Raw genomic sequence first — 15291 nt, forward strand, 5'->3', positions numbered from 1 at the left:
TCGTTGTGGCGAAAGGCAGGTCAGGCGGCGGCGTTGTCGATTCCGAGCTCGCCGAGCTTGCGATACAGCGTCGAGCGCCCGATCCCGAGCCGCCGCGCGACCTCGGTCATGCGGCCGCGATAATGGCCGATCGCGAGGCGGATGACGTCGGCCTCGATCTCCTCGAGCGCGCGCAGGTTGCCATCGGCATGGAACAGCGTGACGCCGCCGCTCGTCGCCATCGGCATGGGCGTCGGCGTGGTGTGACGCTGTCCGCCGAGCGCTGCGATCTGCGGGAAATCGACGCGCGTCAGCGCCGCGCCGTCGCACAGCACCGCCGCGCGGAACAGGGCGTTCTGAAGCTGTCGGACGTTGCCCGGCCAATCGTATCGCCCGAGCAGCGCCAGCGCATCGTCGGTGATACCAAGCGGGCGAAGCCCCGGCTGCTCGGCGATCCGCGCGAGCAAATGGCGCGCGAGCGCCGGGATGTCGCCGGCGCGTTCGCGAAGCGGCGGGATCGTCACCTGGACGACGTTGAGGCGATAATAGAGGTCCTCGCGGAAGCGGCCGGCCTCGACTTCCTCGATCAGCCGCTTGTTGGTCGCGGCGATGACGCGGACGTCGACCTCGCGCGTGTGGCGCGCGCCGATCGGCTGGATTTCGCCCGATTGCAGCACGCGGAGCAGTTTGACCTGCGCCTCGAGCGGCATCTCGCCAATCTCGTCGAGGAACAGCGTGCCGCCATCGGCTTCCTGGAAGCGCCCGATCTTGCGCTCGAACGCGCCGGTGAACGCGCCCTTCTCGTGCCCGAACAGCTCGGACTCGATCAAGTTCGGCGGCAGCGCGCCGCAGTTGATCGCGACCATCGCCTTTTTACCGCGGGGGGACGCGGCGTGGATCGCCTCGGCGACGACTTCCTTGCCGACGCCGCTCTCGCCCTCGACGAGCACCGGAACGCGGGCGCGCGCCGCTTTGGCGGCGATGGCGAGCGCTGCGCGGAAATCGGGGGCGGAGCCGACGATTTCGTCGAACGCGAGCAAAGCGGGGATCTTCTCGGTGAGCGGGCGCAATTCGCCAGCCGCCTTGCCGGCGACCGCGGCGTCGAGCGCGGTGAGAAGCCGCTCGGGGGCGAGTGGCTTGACGAGGAAATCGGTCGCGCCGCTGCGCATTGCCGCGACGGCTTGTGCGACCGATCCGTTGGCGGTGAGCAGCAGCAGCGGGAGCGCGGGGCGGCGGCGGCGGATCTCGTCGATCAGCGCGGTGGGGTCGGCCTCGGGCGCCCATTGGTCGAGCAGGATCGCGTCGAGCTGCATCCCGTCCTGCGTACCGAGCATCGCGATCGCCATCTCACCATCGGCGGCAAACACCGCCCGCCAGCCGCGCCGCGCTGCGATCGCCGCGACGAGCCGCCGCTGTGCGGGCTCGTCGTCGATCAACATCAGCAGCCGCTGTCCGTTACGCGTCATGCGTCCATCCCATTCGTGTCAAATCCAGTGCAAAGCATACCGTGAAGGTGTGAAAGCGCCCTTAAACGCCCCGCCATGGGACGCGCGGGACACAAACGCGCGTTTGGCAATGCGAATGCGCGGGGGTTGAGGCGCAGGCGTGTGCAAGCTAAGCACAAGGACGAACCGGGGGACTACCCCGTCTTGCAGGGGATGGAACGATGGCTGCCGAGAATGACATGCAGGTCCACCGCGCGACCTATGACAAGGTCATGAGCGTCATGAAATATGGCGCGGTCGCGGTCTTCATCATCGCTTTCGTGGTGGTGTGGCTGGTTTCGGGCAAGTAGCATGAAGATTGCCGTCCTCCGCGAAACCGTCGAGGGCGAGCGCCGCGTTGCCGCGACCCCAGAAACGGTCAAGAAATTCTTGGCGCTCGGCGCGACCGTCGCCGTCGAGATCGGCGCGGGCGCGACCGCGTCGATCGCAGATGCCGATTATACGGCGGTTGGCGCGACCGTCGCTGATCGCGCGGCGACGCTCGCGGGGGCCGAGATCGTGCTTGGCGTGCAGGGGCCGTCGGCCGATGCGCTGGCGGGCGTGGCGCCGGGCGCCTGGCTCGTCGCCGGGCTCAACCCGTTTGCCGACCGCGCGCGGATCGACGGCTATGCCGCCGCCGGGCTCGAAGCGCTCGCGATGGAGTTCATGCCGCGCATCACGCGCGCGCAGTCGATGGATATCCTGTCGTCGCAGTCGAACCTCGCCGGGTATAAGGCGGTGCTCGACGCCGCGGGCGTCTATGGCCGCGCCTTCCCGATGATGATGACCGCGGCGGGCACCGTGTCGGCCGCGCGGGTGTTCGTGATGGGCGTCGGCGTCGCCGGCCTGCAGGCGATCGCCACCGCGCGGCGCTTGGGCGCGCAGGTCTCGGCGACCGATGTGCGCTCGGCGACCAAGGAGCAGATCCAGTCGCTCGGCGCCAAGCCGATCTTCGTCGAGAACGTCGCCGGCATCGAGGGCGAGGGCTCGGGCGGCTATGCCGGCGAGATGAGCCCCGAATATCAGGCGGCGCAGGCCGAACTGGTCTCCGGCCATATCGCCAAGCAGGATATCGTCATCACCACGGCGTTGATCCCGGGGCGCCCCGCGCCACGGCTGATCTCGGCGGCACAGGTGGCAAGCATGAAGCCGGGTTCGGTGATCGTCGATCTCGCGGTCGAGGCGGGCGGCAATGTCGAGGGCGCGGTTGCGGGCGAGGTGGTCGTGGTCAACGGCGTGTCGATCGTCGGCTATCGCAACGTGGCGTCGCGGCTTGCGGCCGATGCGTCGGCGCTGTTCTCGCGTAACCTGTACAATTTCCTCAATGCCTTCTGGGACAAGGAGGCCGGCAAGCCCGTGCTCGACACCGAGATCGGCGATGCGATCCGGCTGACGCAGGGTGGCAAGGTCGTCAACGCGCGGTTGCTGGGATGATGCCCGGCCGTGGCCAATGCCGACAAACTCCTCGAGCGCATGCGCGCCAACCCGCGCGATTGGCGGATCGAGGATGTGGCGGCGCTGTGCGACGGGTTCGGGATCGCTTGCACGCCACCGCGCAAGGGGTCACATTCTAAGGTGAAGCATGTCGAGCGACCCGAAATCCTGACGATCCCGGCGCATCGGCCGATCAAGCCGATCTACATTCGGGAGCTCGTACGGTTCGTCGACGCAGTGCAGGGATTACGGAGATGAATCCGTTCGATTACGAAGTCGACATCCTGCCGCTCTCCGCCGCGGATGGCGGCGGCTATACTGCGGTTGCCCCGGAACTTCCGGGCTGCCGTTCCGACGGCGAGACCCCGCAAGAGGCGCTCGACAATATCTACGACGCGATCGGGTGCTGGATCGAGGCGGCGCGGGAAATGGGGCGTCCCGTCCCGCAACCCCGCCGCGCCGCCGCCTGACCGACTGGGGGACTGACTATGGATTTCATCTCGATTCTCTCGATCTTCGTGATGGCCTGTTTCGTCGGCTATTACGTCGTCTGGTCGGTCACGCCGGCGCTCCACACGCCGCTGATGGCGGTGACCAATGCCATCTCCTCGGTGATCATCGTCGGCGCGCTGATTGCGGCTGCTGCAGCCGGTATCGGCGGCGGCGGGGCGACGTCGAAATGGCTCGGGCTGCTTGCCGTCGTGCTGGCGAGCGTCAACATCTTCGGCGGCTTTGCGGTCACTGCGCGGATGCTGGCGATGTACAAGAAGAAGGCGCCGGCGGCGGCGAAACAGTAATTTCGTCACCTCGGCCTTGTGCCGGGGTCCACTCATCCACTGACGCTGGGGCAAATGGCGCGGTGGACCCCGGAACAGGTCCGGGGTGACGGTAAGGGGTTCGAACACGTGGAACATTTAACGGTCAATCCCTGGGCATCGCTCGCCTATCTCGTCGCCGGGGTGTGCTTCATCCTCGCGCTGCGCGGGCTGTCGAGCCCGGCGACCTCGCAGCGCGGCAACCGCATGGGCATCATCGGCATGACCATCGCGGTGGTGACGACGCTCATCACGCACGTCCCGACAATCCAGACGCTCGCGGTCGGGACGACCGACACCGGCTTCGACTATGTCGCGATGCTGTCGCGCATCGATGCGCTGACCTTCGTCGAGATCCTCGCCGCGATCGGCATCGGCGCGGTGATCGGCGTGACCACGGCGCGCCGCATCGCGATGACCGACATGCCGCAGCTCGTCGCGGCGTTCCATTCGCTGGTCGGTCTGGCTGCAGTGCTCGTCGCGTGCGCTGCCTATCTGAACCCCGGTGCGTTCGGCATCGCGCAGATGCTTGTCACCGACACCGGCGTGCCGCTCGCCTACATCTTCCCGGTCAGCCGGATCGAAATGGGCCTCGGCGTCGCGATCGGCGCGATCACCTTCTCGGGCTCGGTCATCGCCTTCCTCAAGCTCAACGGCAATATGGGCGGCAAGCCGATCATGCTGCCGGGGCGCCATGTCATCAATCTCGGCGTGCTCGCCGCGATCCTCGGGCTGATCGCCTATTTCACGCAGGACCAGAGCCCGTGGATCTTCTGGACGATCACGGCGCTGAGCTTCGTGATCGGCTTTCTGCTGATCATCCCGATCGGCGGCGCGGACATGCCGGTCGTCGTGTCGATGCTCAATTCCTATTCGGGCTGGGCGGCGGCGGCGATGGGATTCACGTTGCACAATACGGCGATGATCATCACTGGTGCGCTGGTCGGCTCGTCGGGCGCGATCCTCAGCTACATCATGTGCAAGGCGATGAACCGCAGCTTCATCAGCGTGATCGCGGGCGGCTTCGGCGGCGACAGCGCAGGCGGTGCGGCGGCAGCTGCGACCGACCGACCCTGGAAGCGCGGCAGCGCCGAGGACGCCGCCTTCCTGCTCGGCCAGGCCGAACAGGTCATCATCGTGCCGGGCTACGGCATGGCAGTGAGCCAGGCGCAGCACGTGCTGCGCGAGATGGGCGACAAGCTCAAGGAACATGGCGTCCGCGTGAAATATGCGATCCATCCGGTCGCAGGCCGCATGCCGGGGCACATGAACGTGCTGCTCGCCGAGGCGAACGTGCCGTATGACGACGTGTTCGAGCTCGAGGACATCAACTCCGAATTCGCGCAGACCGACGTCGCCTTCGTGATCGGCGCCAACGACGTCACCAACCCGGCGGCCAAGACCGACAAGACCTCGCCGATCTACGGCATGCCCGTGCTCGACGTCGAAAAGGCCAAGACCGTGTTGTTCATCAAGCGCTCGATGGGCGGGGTCGGCTATGCCGGCGTCGACAACGACGTGTTCTACATGGACAACACGATGATGCTGCTTGGCGACGCCAAGAAGATGGTCGAGGAAATCGTCAAGGCGATCGAATAAGCGCGCGCCGATCCGGCGGGATTGTCCGGGGCGTTCCAAAGCGGTCTCGTCCGTTTCGGATCTGATTGCTGATTCGATCCCTGAGCTCCGCGGCGGTTACCCCCGAATCGGCGTGACTTAGGCTACCCCGTTTCGGAGTAATGCGTAATTTGCGGATGTCGGCACGGCATCCGCCGGGCATTGGGGGCGGGCGGGCATGATGGCGATCACGCAATCGACGAACTGGTCCGCCCGCGGCGCTTCGGGCGGGGGCGTGTTGATCATCGCGGACCAGGACGCAGTCCGAAACGCCGAGGATGCGGTCGCCGCGGCGCAAGGACGCTTGCTCGCCCGCGTCGGGTGGGCTGACGCGCTCGACCGGTTCGAGCAGCAAGGCGCGGTCGGAATCGTGCTCGCCGAAGCTGCCGGGGTCGACGATGCGGTGCTCGCCCATGTGCTGCCGGTGCTCGACGGCATCGCGCGTCGCGACACCACCCGCATCGTCGCGACGATCGAACCGCGCCAGATCGATCTGGTTGCAGGGGCGCTGACCGGGGCGGGCGTCGATCTGCTATGTGGCCCGACACTCGCCGATCGCGTCGTCGCGCTGTGTCTGGCCGCCAGCGGGCACGGCGAGCGCGCCTATGACGTCGTGCGCGAGAGCGAAGCCACGCGACTGCGGCGCCTGCACGAAGAAGTCGCGCGGATCGCCGAAACGCTCGCGCGGCTGACGCGCGATGACTCGGCACCCCATGCCGATCCTGGCTTCGCCCACAGCGTCGAGGAGCCGACGCTATCGTATCGCACGCAGTCGATCGACGCGCCGCCCGTGGAGATTGCCGCCCGCGAGATCCGCAAGGCGATTCGCGCGCGACGCTTGCGCGACCAGCATTTCGGCGCAGGACTGTTCGAGGACCCTGCCTGGGACATGCTGCTCGATCTGTTCGCCGCCGAATTGGAGCGAGCGCAAGTTTCGGTATCGAGCCTGTGCATCGCCGCGGCGGTGGCGCCAACGACCGCGCTGCGCTGGATCGCACGGATGACCGAAGCGGGGCTGTTCGAACGCCGTCCCGATCCCTTCGACCGCCGCCGCGCGTTCATGGGCCTTTCGCGGCGCGCGAGTATGGGGATGCGGCACTATTTCGCGGCATTGCGGGCCGCTGGGATGGCGCTTGGCTAGTGGCTTTGGCGATCGGCCGGCTTGCCTTGCGCCGCAAGGCGTGGCAGTCGCGCTCCACCGACGCGCCAAAGCGCGATTGGGGCGATTAGCTCAGTTGGTAGAGCGTCTCGTTTACACCGAGAATGTCGGCGGTTCGAGCCCGTCATCGCCCACCACTCCCACCGCCTCCCCTTGCCACACACGCGTCGCTTCCCGCCGAAATGGGTGCGTCTCCGCTCAGTCGTGTTCAAAGCCTTGATAGACTTGTCGCTGCCAAAACCTGGCAAAAACAAGGAGGATCATCATGGCGACGCACGAGCATGCATCATTCGATTCGGAGATCATCAAGCAATCGCTGGCGGCCGCGAAGGCGCATAGCGATGAGCTGCACGCGAGCCTGGCCCCCGGCGCGATGGAACTGACCGACGGCGCGATGATGATCGGGGCGCAGTGCATCAGTGTCACGGTCAAGAACCACAAGGTCTGCATCAACCTGCCGCTCGGCATCGGGAGTAAGTGCTTCACCGTCCCCGCCTGGGTGCCCGAGGGCACCGCGGTGCAGGCGTGCCTCGACATTTGCACCAAATGGGGCATCCCGTGCGGCGTCCAGGTCACGCTGTCGGTCGCCGGCAAGCTCATCCTCAAAAAGGGCTTCGGCTGCAGCTGCTGAGGGGATGGGGCGGGGCGGCGTTGCCGTTCCCGCCTTCCCGGCGTGCGTTACGACGGGCGCTGGGGCCGTGCGATCTCGAACAGGCGCGGCCAGTTCTTGCCCGTCACGTAGAGCTTATGCGCGGCACGATCGTACGCGATCCCGTTGGGTACCGAATCGCGATCGGTTGTGCCCACTTGCGCGATCAGCGGCGCGAGGTCGATCACGCCGCGGACATGCCCGTCGGCGGGATCGATCCGCACGATATAGCGCGTCATCCAAATGTTCGCGAGAATCTCGCCATCGACATATTCGAGCTCGTTGAGCCGTTCGAGCGGTCGCCCGCCGAGCGTCACGGTAAGCCGGCGCACGACTTTCTGCGTCTTGGGATCGAGATAGCGCAGCACGGGCGTCCCGTCGGACAGGATCAGATTGCGGCCGTCCTCGGTCATCGCCCAGCCTTCGCCATCATAGCGGAAGCCGCCGCTGCGCTTGAGCGCGGGCAAGCTCCAGCGGAAGCCCTGGCCGCCGTGCCAAGTGACGCTGAAAAGGTCGTTGCGCCACGCGACGATCCCCTCGCCGAACAGCGCGGGCGGGAGCTTCGCGCGGGCGAGGACGCGACCGCTCGTCAGGTCGACGCGGCGGATGTCAGATTGTCCCTCGCGGCCGGTGCTTTCGTAAAGCGTGCCGCGGTCGATCAGCAGGCCTTCGGTGAACGCGCTGGTGTCGTGCGGATAGCTTGCGAGGATGCGCGCCGGTTCGGGCGTGATCGGCGCAGGCGTGGCGACGGGCGCGGGCGCGGCGGCGCCTTGCAGCGCGGCCAGGGCGGCGAGCAGCAGAGCGCGCATCACAGGCTGCGCACCAAGGTGACGGCGGTCGCGATCCATGCCGGGTCGGCGACGACTTGCTGGCGCGACCCCGGTCCGAGCGGGAGCAGATGGAGCTTGCCGCCGCCGCCGGCTGGTTCTGGCCCCTCACGACCGATCAGTCGCCCGAACAGGAAGCGGCCGGCGGGGCGCGGGACGAGGACGTCGCGATTGAGTGCACTGGCAAAGCGATCGGGTGCGATCCGCGCGCACCAGATCTGGTCGCCCGCGCGATATTCGCCGACCCCGGCCTGGACGCTGACCGCGACATGCTCTGGCGCGGCGCTTGGTGGGACGATCGTCGCGGGCTGACGCGGAGCGTGCGCGCCGCTTGGATCGAGCAGCGCGGCGACGGCGATCTCGACGCGGTCGGGCAGCGTGACGAGATCGGCCGCCTGAACGCCGAGTGCTGCTGCGATACGGTTTAGCCAGGCGACGGAAACTGTGCGCGTTCCGGTTTCGAGGCGGCCGATCGTTTGGGCGGTGGTTGGCGGGACGCAGGCGCGGGCGACGTCGTCGAGCGTCATCCCCTTGGCGCGACGGACTTCGCGAATCGCGGTGATCATCGGCAAGCTCCTAACCAGATCGGTTTTTTCGCTGTCCTACAAGCGCGCCCGCATGGCAATCCCCTACGCGACTCAAGCAAGGAGCTGAACGATGCGGGAGCTGGTTGAGCGCAATTTCATAGACGGTGTGGTGGGCGACGCGCCAGCGGCGAAGGGAGGGCGCCGGGTGACGGTCAACCAGGCCGAGTCGCCGCTCGCTTGGCTGCGGGCGCGCGGGCTGGTCGACGCGCGGCAGTTCGAGGCGGGCGAGCGGTTGCGCGCCGATTACGAGCGCGCGGCGATCGCGCCGCGAGTCACGATGAGCTGGAGTGCGCGCGTCGATGGCGGGAGCGATGCGCTCGACCCGACGCTTGCGCAGATCGCCGCCAAGCGCCGCTTCGACGCGGCGATCGCGGCGGTCGGCAAGGGGTTGAGCGATGTACTGTGGCGTGTGGTGTGCGCGGGCGAGGGGCTGCCGGTCGCCGAAAAGGCGCTCGGCTGGCCACAGCGCGCGGGGCGGCTGGTGCTGACGCTCGCGCTCGACCGGCTGGCCGATTTCTACGGTCTGCGATGAAGCGGCGTGGCGCGGCTCTTAACCACGCTCGCGCACGTTTCCCTCATTCCTATCACGGAAACCCGCGGCATGCCCTTGTCGACCCATGCCGCGCACTTGCAACACCAGATCAACACGCAGCTCGAGCTGGCCGGACTGGCACTGTGCGATTCGATTCGCGCGATGCACGAGGATCTCGAAAAGCTGTACCGCTCGCAACTCGTCGCGCTGGTGTTGGCCGAGCAGCTCGCTCTGGCGCAGGAGCTACAGCCGACGAGGCCCACGCCAAGGTGCGCAGCCGCGGCATGGTCCTATGGGGTGCCGATGCTGCACGACGTTACGCACCCGGTATAACGCTGGCCTCGCACCGCGCGGCACGCCAAGGTGCGCCGACGCAACGAGGAGACTGCCATGCCGATCAAGCGGGAAATGCTCGTGCGCCGCGATGCGCTCGACCAATTGGCGGTGAACGAAACGCTCGTGTCGGACCCAGGCGCAGGCGAGGTGCTGCTCCAGGTCGAGGCGATCGCGATCACCGCCAATACCGTGACCAACGGCGTGGTCGGCGAGACCGTCGGCTATTGGAAGTTCTTCCCCGCGCCCGAGGGGTGGGGCGTGGTGCCGGCCTGGGGCTTTGCGCGCGTCGTCGCCTCGCGCTGCGCGGAGATCGCGGTCGGCGAGCGCGTCTATGGCTTCATGCCGATGGCATCGCACCTGCTCGTCACGCCCGGCAAGATCGGCCGCGGGCTGTTCCGCGACATGGCGCCGCACCGCCAGCCGATGAGCGCGGTCTACAACCAATATCGCCGGCTCGGCGCCGAACTGCCCGCGACGCCCGAGCGCGAGGCGCTGCGGATGCTGTTCGAGCCGCTGTTCCTGACAAGCTTCCTGATCGAGGACGCGCTGCGCCGCGCCGACCACCACGGCGCGCAAAGCGTCGTGCTGACGAGCGCATCGAGCAAGACCGCGCTCGCCGCCGCCTATGTGCTGCGGGCGCGCAGCCCCGGCTTGACGCGGATCGGGCTGACCGCGGCCGCCAATGTCGGCTTCGTCGAGGGCACCGGGCTGTACGACAGCGTGCTCGCCTACGATGCGATCGATACGCTCGCCCCGACGGGATCGAGCGTGCTGATCGATTTCGCCGGCGATGCCGCAGTGCTCGAGGCGGTCTATGCGCGGCTGGCGGGGCGGATCGCGCACAGCCTGCGCGTCGGGGTGACGCATCACGACGCCGCCACCGCGTCCGCGCTGCCGCTCGCTCCCAAGCCCGTCTGGTTCTTTGCGCCCGACGCTGCGACGACGCTGATCGGCGAGATCGGCCAGGACGCGTTCAACGTGGCGGTCGCGGCGCAGTGGGACGGCTTTGTCGAGCTTGCGGCGGGGCTGGTGAAAGTCGCCGAGGACAGCGGGATCGATGCGCTCCAGCGGATCTGGCGGTTGCAGGTCGCGGGGCAGGCGAAGCCCGACACCGGCTATTGCATCCGGTTCTGACCCACGCGGCGCTCGCCGTCCGTTGCGCGCGAGTCATCGCGCGCGGCTTGTTGCCCTCCCCGTGCACCCGTTAAGGCGCTGACCATGCAGATCGACTTTCTCAAATGCCACGGTTCGGGCAATGATTTCCCGCTGATCGACGCGCGCGACCTCGCGCTGTCCGAAGACGAATGGGCGCGCGTCGCGGTCGCGCTCGCGGATCGCGGCGGGAGTGTGGGGGGCGACGGGATCCTGCTGCTCACCGCCGGTGATGCGACGCACGATTTCGGGATGCGGATGTTCAATTCGGATGGGAGCGAGGCCGAGACGTGCCTCAACGGCTTGCGCTGCGTCGCGCGCGCCGGGTTCGAGGCATTGGGGATCGACGAGGCGCGCGTGCGGCTCAAGTTGTCGGACGCGCACGTCTCGCGCGATCCCGATCTTGCCGCGGGCGTGGTGACGATCCGCGAGGTGGCCGGCCCGGTCGATCTCGACGTGTCGCACTGGCCGATGCACATTGGCGTCGAGCGGATCGTCGAGGCGCCGATCGCGCCGCTCGGCAGCGAGCGCGTGTTTACCGCAGTGGCGATTCCCAACCCGCATCTCGTCTGCTTCGTCGAGACGATCGCCGAGGCGGAGCTCGTCGCGCTCGGCACACAATGCGAGGCGGCGCCCGACTGGCTGCCCAACCGCGCCAACGTCTCGTTCGTCGAAGTGCGCGGCGCCAATCTGCTGTTCGTGCGCACCTTCGAGCGCGGCGTCGGCCTCACCGACAGTTGCGGCAGCGCGATGGCGGCATCGACCTACGCCGCGTGCCTGACGCGGCGCTGCGGCTTCGGCACCGAGATCACGGTGCACAATCGCGGCGGGCTGGTCCGTGCCGAGGCGCGCGAGGACGGGATGGTGCGCCTCTCGGGCAATGCGACGGTCGAATGGCGCGGTTCGGTCGATATTCATCTCGCGACGCGCACAGCCGGGCCCGTCACCGTGACGACGCGCCATGACGAGGAAGTCGCGGCGTGGCGCGGGGTGGTCGACGCGATCGTCTGAGATTGGGCCGGTTCGGTCGCAACCAAAGCGGGGTCGAGTCGTTATCGTGCCGTAACCAATTGGAGGTCCCTATGCGCCGTCTCGCTTCTCTTGTCCCCGCGTTCGCGCTGTTGCTTGCCGGCGTTACGCCTGCGCTCGCCCAGACCCAGGCCGAAGATCAGCGCTTCGCCCAGGCGCAGCAGCGTCTCGACACCGAGCTCGGTATCTTCCGGGCCGAGTTCGATCGCTACCAGCAAGCGCGCGCGCGCGGCTATCGCGACGTCCGCCCGGCCTATAACGACTCGCGCTATGCCGACCCGCGGTATGCCGATCCGCGCTACGACGACCGCTATGAGGCGGGCTATGACCCGACGCGCTATTATCGCGCCGATCCGAACCGCTATCAGGAGCGTGTGCTGAGCAGCGACGACCGCATCTATCGCGGCAGCGACGACCGCTATTACTGCAAGCGCAACGACGGCACGACGGGCCTGATCGTCGGCGCGGTCGGTGGCGGTGCGCTCGGCAACGTGATTGCAGGTGGCCATTCGCGCGGCGTCGGCACGATCCTCGGCGCGATTGCCGGTGGCGTGCTCGGCAAGAGCGTCGACCAGAACAACAGCGAGGTCCGCTGCCGCTAAAGCGAACCAAAGCGGTACAAACCGCTTGACATCGTCGCGCTGTTTTGGTACATAACAGGAACGATGCAGAATTGCGACCTTGAGGGGCCGGGGCGGAAACGCCTGCGGCCCCTTTTGTTTGGCGCTGCGGCAGCGATGGGAGAGCGCGATGACGGGGGAGGCGACCGGTAAGGACGCTGAGGCGCTGGGTACGGATACGCTCGGCACGCTTGCAACCACGGGCAAGCCGCGCCGTGCGTACACGACGCGCGGTGACGGATGGACCATCGCCAGGCGCGTGGCGTTCCTGGATCATCTCGCTGCGACCTGTAATATCGCGCAATCGGCCAAGGCGGTCGGCAGTTCGGCGAGCGGAGTGTATGCGCTGCGCCGCCGCGACGCCGCCTTCGCCGAACAGTGGCGCGAGGCGATCGACCTCGGATACGAGCTGCTCGAGACCAAAGTGCTCGCTTTCGCGCTCGGGCAGCGCGACGACGGATCGATGATCGGCGACCCGGGCGCGGTCGCGGCGGCGCCCATCGATCCGGATGCGGCGCTCAAGCTGGTGCGCCAGCATCAGGCGATGCGTGCCGCGGACACGCCGCACAACGCGCGGCGCCGCACCCCCTTCGCCTTCAAGCATACGACGATCGAGGAAGTCCGCGATGCCTTGCTCGCCAAGCTTGCGGCGCGCGCCCGGCGGCGCGCGCGGAGTGGCCTGGCATGACGCGGGCAAAGCGCAGGCGCGCAGATGCCGGCCCCGATCTCGACGCGCTGCTCGATCAGCTCGCCGCGCTCGACCGTGCCGACCAGATTTCCATCCTCGACCGCATGAGCCGCCCGCAATTGCGCACGCTGAACAATGCGTGGCGCTATTGGGCGCATCCCGGACAGCTCGCGCCGCCGGGTGCGTGGCGCGTCTGGCTGATCCGCGCCGGGCGCGGCTTCGGCAAGACGCGCGCCGGGGCCGAATGGGTCAGCGCGATGGCGCGCGCGCATCCCAAGGCGCGGATCGCGCTGGTCGGCGCGACCGAGGAGGATGTGCGGCGCGTGATGATCGAGGGCGAGGCGGGGTTGCTCAGCGTCGCGCATGGTGGCGAGCGGACCGCCTATCGCCGCGCCGATGGCGTCGTCGAGTTCGAGTCGGGGGCGGTCGCGGCGGTGTTCTCGGCGGCGGCACCCGAGAAACTCCGCGGGCCCGAGCATCAGATCGCCTGGTGCGACGAGCTCGCCAAATGGCGCTACGGCGATGCGGCGTGGGACAATCTGATGCTCGGGATGCGGCAGGGCGCCGATCCGCGCGTCGTGGTGACGACGACGCCGCGCCCCGTCCCGCTGCTGCAGCGCGTGATGGGCGCGGCGGGGACGGTCGAGACGCGGGGCAGCAGCCATGACAACCCGCATTTGCCCGATGCCTTTCTCGCGGCGATCGAGGCGCAATACGGCGGGACGCGGCTCGGGCGGCAGGAGATTGCGGGCGAACTGATCGAGGACCTCGACGGTGCGCTGTGGACGCGCGCGATGCTCGACGATTGCCGGGTCGATGCCGCGCCCGAGAGTGTGCGCGTCGTGGTCGCGGTCGATCCGCCGGCGGGGAGTGCCGATGGGACCGGCGACGCGTGCGGGATCGTCGCGGTCGCGCTCGGGCGCGACGGGCGCGGCTATGTCCTCGAGGATGCGAGCGTTGCGGGGCTTTCGCCCGAGGGGTGGGCGCGCGCGGTGGTGGCGTGTGCGGCGCGGCACGGCGCCGACCGCGTGATCGCCGAGAAGAACCAGGGCGGGCAGATGGTGGCGAGCGTGCTGTTCGCCGCCGATGCCGCGCTGCCGCTCGCGCTGGTCCATGCCAAGCTCGGCAAGGGCGCGCGGGCCGAGCCGGTCGCGACGCTCTACGAACGCGGCAAGGTGGCGCATGTCGGGGTGTTTGCCGCGCTCGAGGCCGAATTGTGCGGGCTGGTGGTCGGCGGGGCGTATCGCGGGCCGGGGCGATCGCCCGATCGCGCGGATGCCCTGGTGTGGGCGCTGACCGAGCTGATGATCGTCAAGCGCAAGGCGGCGCGCGTGCGGCCGTGGTGAGTCGGCGGCGTGCGGCCTTGGCACCGCGGGGCGGCGGGGTTGCGCCATGGGCTCGAGGGGGCCGGGAGGCGGGCGACGGGAGTGCAAAACGCAGCCTGTCGCAGCCGCACGATCGGCCGATCGGGAGCATGGGTATGTGGCCTGGCGCGCTCGGTGCCTTTCGTTTCGTGGGTTCTGGGCTTATGGCCCGGCGGCCCGGCCAGGCTTGGCCCGAGCATGAAGGAGCGCAGCGATGGTGCCGCGGGAATTGATCGACAGCGCGCAAATCCCCGGTGGGGACGTGATGACGCTCTATGCGCGCGGCGCGGACTTCATGATCGTGGTCGATCGCAACGAATTGATGAGCACGCGGATGAACGGCTCCGAAGAGGCGCTGGGAACGCTCGCGTGCGCGCGCATCGCCAAGGTCGCCGCGCCGCGCGTGCTGATCGGCGGGTACGGCATGGGCTTCACGCTGCGCGCGGTGCTCGGGCAGGTCGGGCCGAAGGCCGAGGTGACGGTCGCCGAGCTGGTGCCCGAGATCCTCGCCTGGGCGCGCGGGCCGATGGCGGCGGTGACCGACGGCTGCCTCGACGATCCGCGCACACGCGTGTTCGAGGGCGATGTCGCCGCCGCGATCGCGGCGGGCGCGAGCGAGGGGGCTGCGGGCTATGATGCGATCCTGCTCGATGTCGACAACGGCCCCGACGGGCTGGTGCGCGCGGAGAACAACCGGCTGTACGCGCCGCGCGGGCTGAAGATCACGCGCGAGGCGCTGCGGCCGGGGGGTGTGCTCGCGGTGTGGTCGGCCGGGCCCGATCCGCGCTTCGTCACGCGGTTGAAGGGGGCGGGGTTCCATGTCGAGGAAGTCGTCGTCAAGGCGCGGCAGAACGGCAAGGGGCCGCGCCACGTGATCTGGTTCGCGACGCGGGGGTAGCCGCGCGGGCGCCACGCGCAGGGTAAGGACAGGCCCTCCCCCAGCCCCTCCCGCACGCGGGAGGAGAGCAAGAAGGCGCCCCTCCCGCTTGCGGGAGGGGAGCGAGAAGGCGCCCTCCCGC

General features: G+C 68.4%; 19 protein-coding genes and 1 tRNA gene. 17 read left to right on the plus strand and 3 right to left on the minus strand.

The window, feature by feature from the left end:
• Positions 1-20: 20 nt before the first annotated feature.
• Positions 21-1445, minus strand: a complete 1425-nt coding sequence (locus IE187_RS15655; protein WP_133191645.1) for a sigma-54-dependent transcriptional regulator — start codon at positions 1443-1445, stop codon at positions 21-23.
• Positions 1446-1645: 200 nt separating this feature from the next.
• On the opposite strand from IE187_RS15655, the gene IE187_RS15660 reads away from it, so the two are divergent.
• From IE187_RS15660 to IE187_RS15700, 9 genes are all read left to right on the plus strand, one after another.
• A complete protein-coding gene (locus tag IE187_RS15660) occupies positions 1646-1774 on the plus strand; it encodes an aa3-type cytochrome c oxidase subunit IV (RefSeq protein WP_133191646.1) in 129 nt (42 codons plus the stop codon).
• A gap of 1 nt (position 1775) precedes the next feature.
• On the plus strand, positions 1776-2897 hold the full coding sequence (locus tag IE187_RS15665) for an NAD(P) transhydrogenase subunit alpha (protein ID WP_189677012.1): 1122 nt from the start codon (positions 1776-1778) through the stop codon (positions 2895-2897).
• Positions 2898-2906: 9 nt separating this feature from the next.
• Positions 2907-3155: a type II toxin-antitoxin system HicA family toxin gene (locus IE187_RS15670; protein WP_189677013.1), complete on the plus strand. Its 249-nt coding sequence runs from the start codon at positions 2907-2909 to the stop codon at positions 3153-3155.
• Positions 3152-3367 carry a type II toxin-antitoxin system HicB family antitoxin gene (locus tag IE187_RS15675; RefSeq protein WP_133191648.1) on the plus strand — a complete coding sequence of 72 codons (216 nt, stop codon included), beginning with the start codon at positions 3152-3154 and terminating at the stop codon, positions 3365-3367. Before IE187_RS15670 ends, IE187_RS15675 begins: the two co-directional genes overlap by 4 nt.
• An 18-nt stretch (positions 3368-3385) precedes the next feature.
• The gene (locus tag IE187_RS15680) at positions 3386-3694 is read left to right on the plus strand and encodes a proton-translocating transhydrogenase family protein (protein WP_189677014.1); all 309 of its coding nucleotides are present in this window, start codon (positions 3386-3388) and stop codon (positions 3692-3694) included.
• A gap of 108 nt (positions 3695-3802) precedes the next feature.
• A complete protein-coding gene (locus IE187_RS15685; protein ID WP_189677015.1) occupies positions 3803-5311 on the plus strand; it encodes an NAD(P)(+) transhydrogenase (Re/Si-specific) subunit beta in 1509 nt (502 codons plus the stop codon).
• 196 nt (positions 5312-5507) lie between these two features.
• On the plus strand, positions 5508-6470 hold the full coding sequence (locus tag IE187_RS15690; protein WP_229839445.1) for a hypothetical protein: 963 nt from the start codon (positions 5508-5510) through the stop codon (positions 6468-6470).
• A 79-nt stretch (positions 6471-6549) separates the two neighbouring features.
• Positions 6550-6625, plus strand: a tRNA-Val gene (locus tag IE187_RS15695).
• A gap of 128 nt (positions 6626-6753) precedes the next feature.
• Complete coding sequence (locus tag IE187_RS15700) at positions 6754-7119, plus strand: hypothetical protein (RefSeq protein WP_133191652.1); 366 nt, start codon at positions 6754-6756, stop codon at positions 7117-7119.
• 47 nt (positions 7120-7166) lie between these two features.
• Here the strand turns inward: IE187_RS15700 and IE187_RS15705 are convergent, their stop codons facing one another.
• Entirely contained in the window at positions 7167-7946 is a 780-nt protein-coding gene (locus IE187_RS15705) for a glutaminyl-peptide cyclotransferase (RefSeq protein ID WP_438810933.1), read from the minus strand.
• Positions 7946-8530, minus strand: a complete 585-nt coding sequence (locus IE187_RS15710; RefSeq protein WP_189677018.1) for a helix-turn-helix domain-containing protein — start codon at positions 8528-8530, stop codon at positions 7946-7948. Before IE187_RS15710 ends, IE187_RS15705 begins: the two co-directional genes overlap by 1 nt.
• Positions 8531-8621: 91 nt before the next feature.
• Between IE187_RS15710 and IE187_RS15715 the strand changes: the two genes are divergently transcribed.
• The 8 genes from IE187_RS15715 (at position 8622) to IE187_RS15750 (ending at position 15170) form a co-directional block, all read left to right on the plus strand.
• Entirely contained in the window at positions 8622-9083 is a 462-nt protein-coding gene (locus tag IE187_RS15715; RefSeq protein ID WP_189677019.1) for a DUF6456 domain-containing protein, read from the plus strand.
• Positions 9084-9089: 6 nt separating this feature from the next.
• Entirely contained in the window at positions 9090-9416 is a 327-nt protein-coding gene (locus IE187_RS15720; protein WP_189677020.1) for a hypothetical protein, read from the plus strand.
• A 57-nt stretch (positions 9417-9473) separates the two neighbouring features.
• The gene (locus IE187_RS15725) at positions 9474-10553 is read left to right on the plus strand and encodes a DUF2855 family protein (RefSeq protein ID WP_189677021.1); all 1080 of its coding nucleotides are present in this window, start codon (positions 9474-9476) and stop codon (positions 10551-10553) included.
• Positions 10554-10637: 84 nt separating this feature from the next.
• Entirely contained in the window at positions 10638-11582 is a 945-nt protein-coding gene (dapF, locus tag IE187_RS15730; protein WP_189677022.1) for a diaminopimelate epimerase, read from the plus strand.
• Positions 11583-11653: 71 nt separating this feature from the next.
• Positions 11654-12202 carry a glycine zipper 2TM domain-containing protein gene (locus tag IE187_RS15735; protein ID WP_189677023.1) on the plus strand — a complete coding sequence of 183 codons (549 nt, stop codon included), beginning with the start codon at positions 11654-11656 and terminating at the stop codon, positions 12200-12202.
• A 148-nt stretch (positions 12203-12350) separates the two neighbouring features.
• Entirely contained in the window at positions 12351-12908 is a 558-nt protein-coding gene (locus tag IE187_RS15740; protein WP_189677024.1) for a hypothetical protein, read from the plus strand.
• Positions 12905-14254: a DNA-packaging protein gene (locus tag IE187_RS15745; protein WP_189677025.1), complete on the plus strand. Its 1350-nt coding sequence runs from the start codon at positions 12905-12907 to the stop codon at positions 14252-14254. The genes IE187_RS15740 and IE187_RS15745 overlap by 4 nt, the downstream gene beginning before the upstream one ends.
• A gap of 232 nt (positions 14255-14486) precedes the next feature.
• The gene (locus tag IE187_RS15750) at positions 14487-15170 is read left to right on the plus strand and encodes a spermidine synthase family protein (protein WP_133191662.1); all 684 of its coding nucleotides are present in this window, start codon (positions 14487-14489) and stop codon (positions 15168-15170) included.
• Positions 15171-15291: the final 121 nt, after the last annotated feature.

It is taken from the genome of Sphingomonas glacialis, assembly GCF_014653575.1.
Lineage (GTDB): Bacteria > Pseudomonadota > Alphaproteobacteria > Sphingomonadales > Sphingomonadaceae > Sphingomonas > Sphingomonas glacialis.

Coding starts and splice junctions, on each gene's coding strand:
- IE187_RS15690 (WP_229839445.1), top strand. CDS start 5,508: ATGATGGCGATCACGCAATCGACGAACTGGTCCGCCCGCGGCGCTTCG.
- dapF (WP_189677022.1), top strand. CDS start 10,638: ATGCAGATCGACTTTCTCAAATGCCACGGTTCGGGCAATGATTTCCCG.
- IE187_RS15665 (WP_189677012.1), top strand. CDS start 1,776: ATGAAGATTGCCGTCCTCCGCGAAACCGTCGAGGGCGAGCGCCGCGTT.
- IE187_RS15675 (WP_133191648.1), top strand. CDS start 3,152: ATGAATCCGTTCGATTACGAAGTCGACATCCTGCCGCTCTCCGCCGCG.
- IE187_RS15715 (WP_189677019.1), top strand. CDS start 8,622: ATGCGGGAGCTGGTTGAGCGCAATTTCATAGACGGTGTGGTGGGCGAC.
- IE187_RS15700 (WP_133191652.1), top strand. CDS start 6,754: ATGGCGACGCACGAGCATGCATCATTCGATTCGGAGATCATCAAGCAA.
- IE187_RS15710 (WP_189677018.1), bottom strand. CDS start 8,530: ATGATCACCGCGATTCGCGAAGTCCGTCGCGCCAAGGGGATGACGCTC.
- IE187_RS15680 (WP_189677014.1), top strand. CDS start 3,386: ATGGATTTCATCTCGATTCTCTCGATCTTCGTGATGGCCTGTTTCGTC.
- IE187_RS15725 (WP_189677021.1), top strand. CDS start 9,474: ATGCCGATCAAGCGGGAAATGCTCGTGCGCCGCGATGCGCTCGACCAA.
- IE187_RS15745 (WP_189677025.1), top strand. CDS start 12,905: ATGACGCGGGCAAAGCGCAGGCGCGCAGATGCCGGCCCCGATCTCGAC.
- IE187_RS15735 (WP_189677023.1), top strand. CDS start 11,654: ATGCGCCGTCTCGCTTCTCTTGTCCCCGCGTTCGCGCTGTTGCTTGCC.
- IE187_RS15655 (WP_133191645.1), bottom strand. CDS start 1,445: ATGACGCGTAACGGACAGCGGCTGCTGATGTTGATCGACGACGAGCCC.
- IE187_RS15740 (WP_189677024.1), top strand. CDS start 12,351: ATGACGGGGGAGGCGACCGGTAAGGACGCTGAGGCGCTGGGTACGGAT.
- IE187_RS15705 (WP_438810933.1), bottom strand. CDS start 7,946: ATGCGCGCTCTGCTGCTCGCCGCCCTGGCCGCGCTGCAAGGCGCCGCC.
- IE187_RS15660 (WP_133191646.1), top strand. CDS start 1,646: ATGGCTGCCGAGAATGACATGCAGGTCCACCGCGCGACCTATGACAAG.
- IE187_RS15750 (WP_133191662.1), top strand. CDS start 14,487: ATGGTGCCGCGGGAATTGATCGACAGCGCGCAAATCCCCGGTGGGGAC.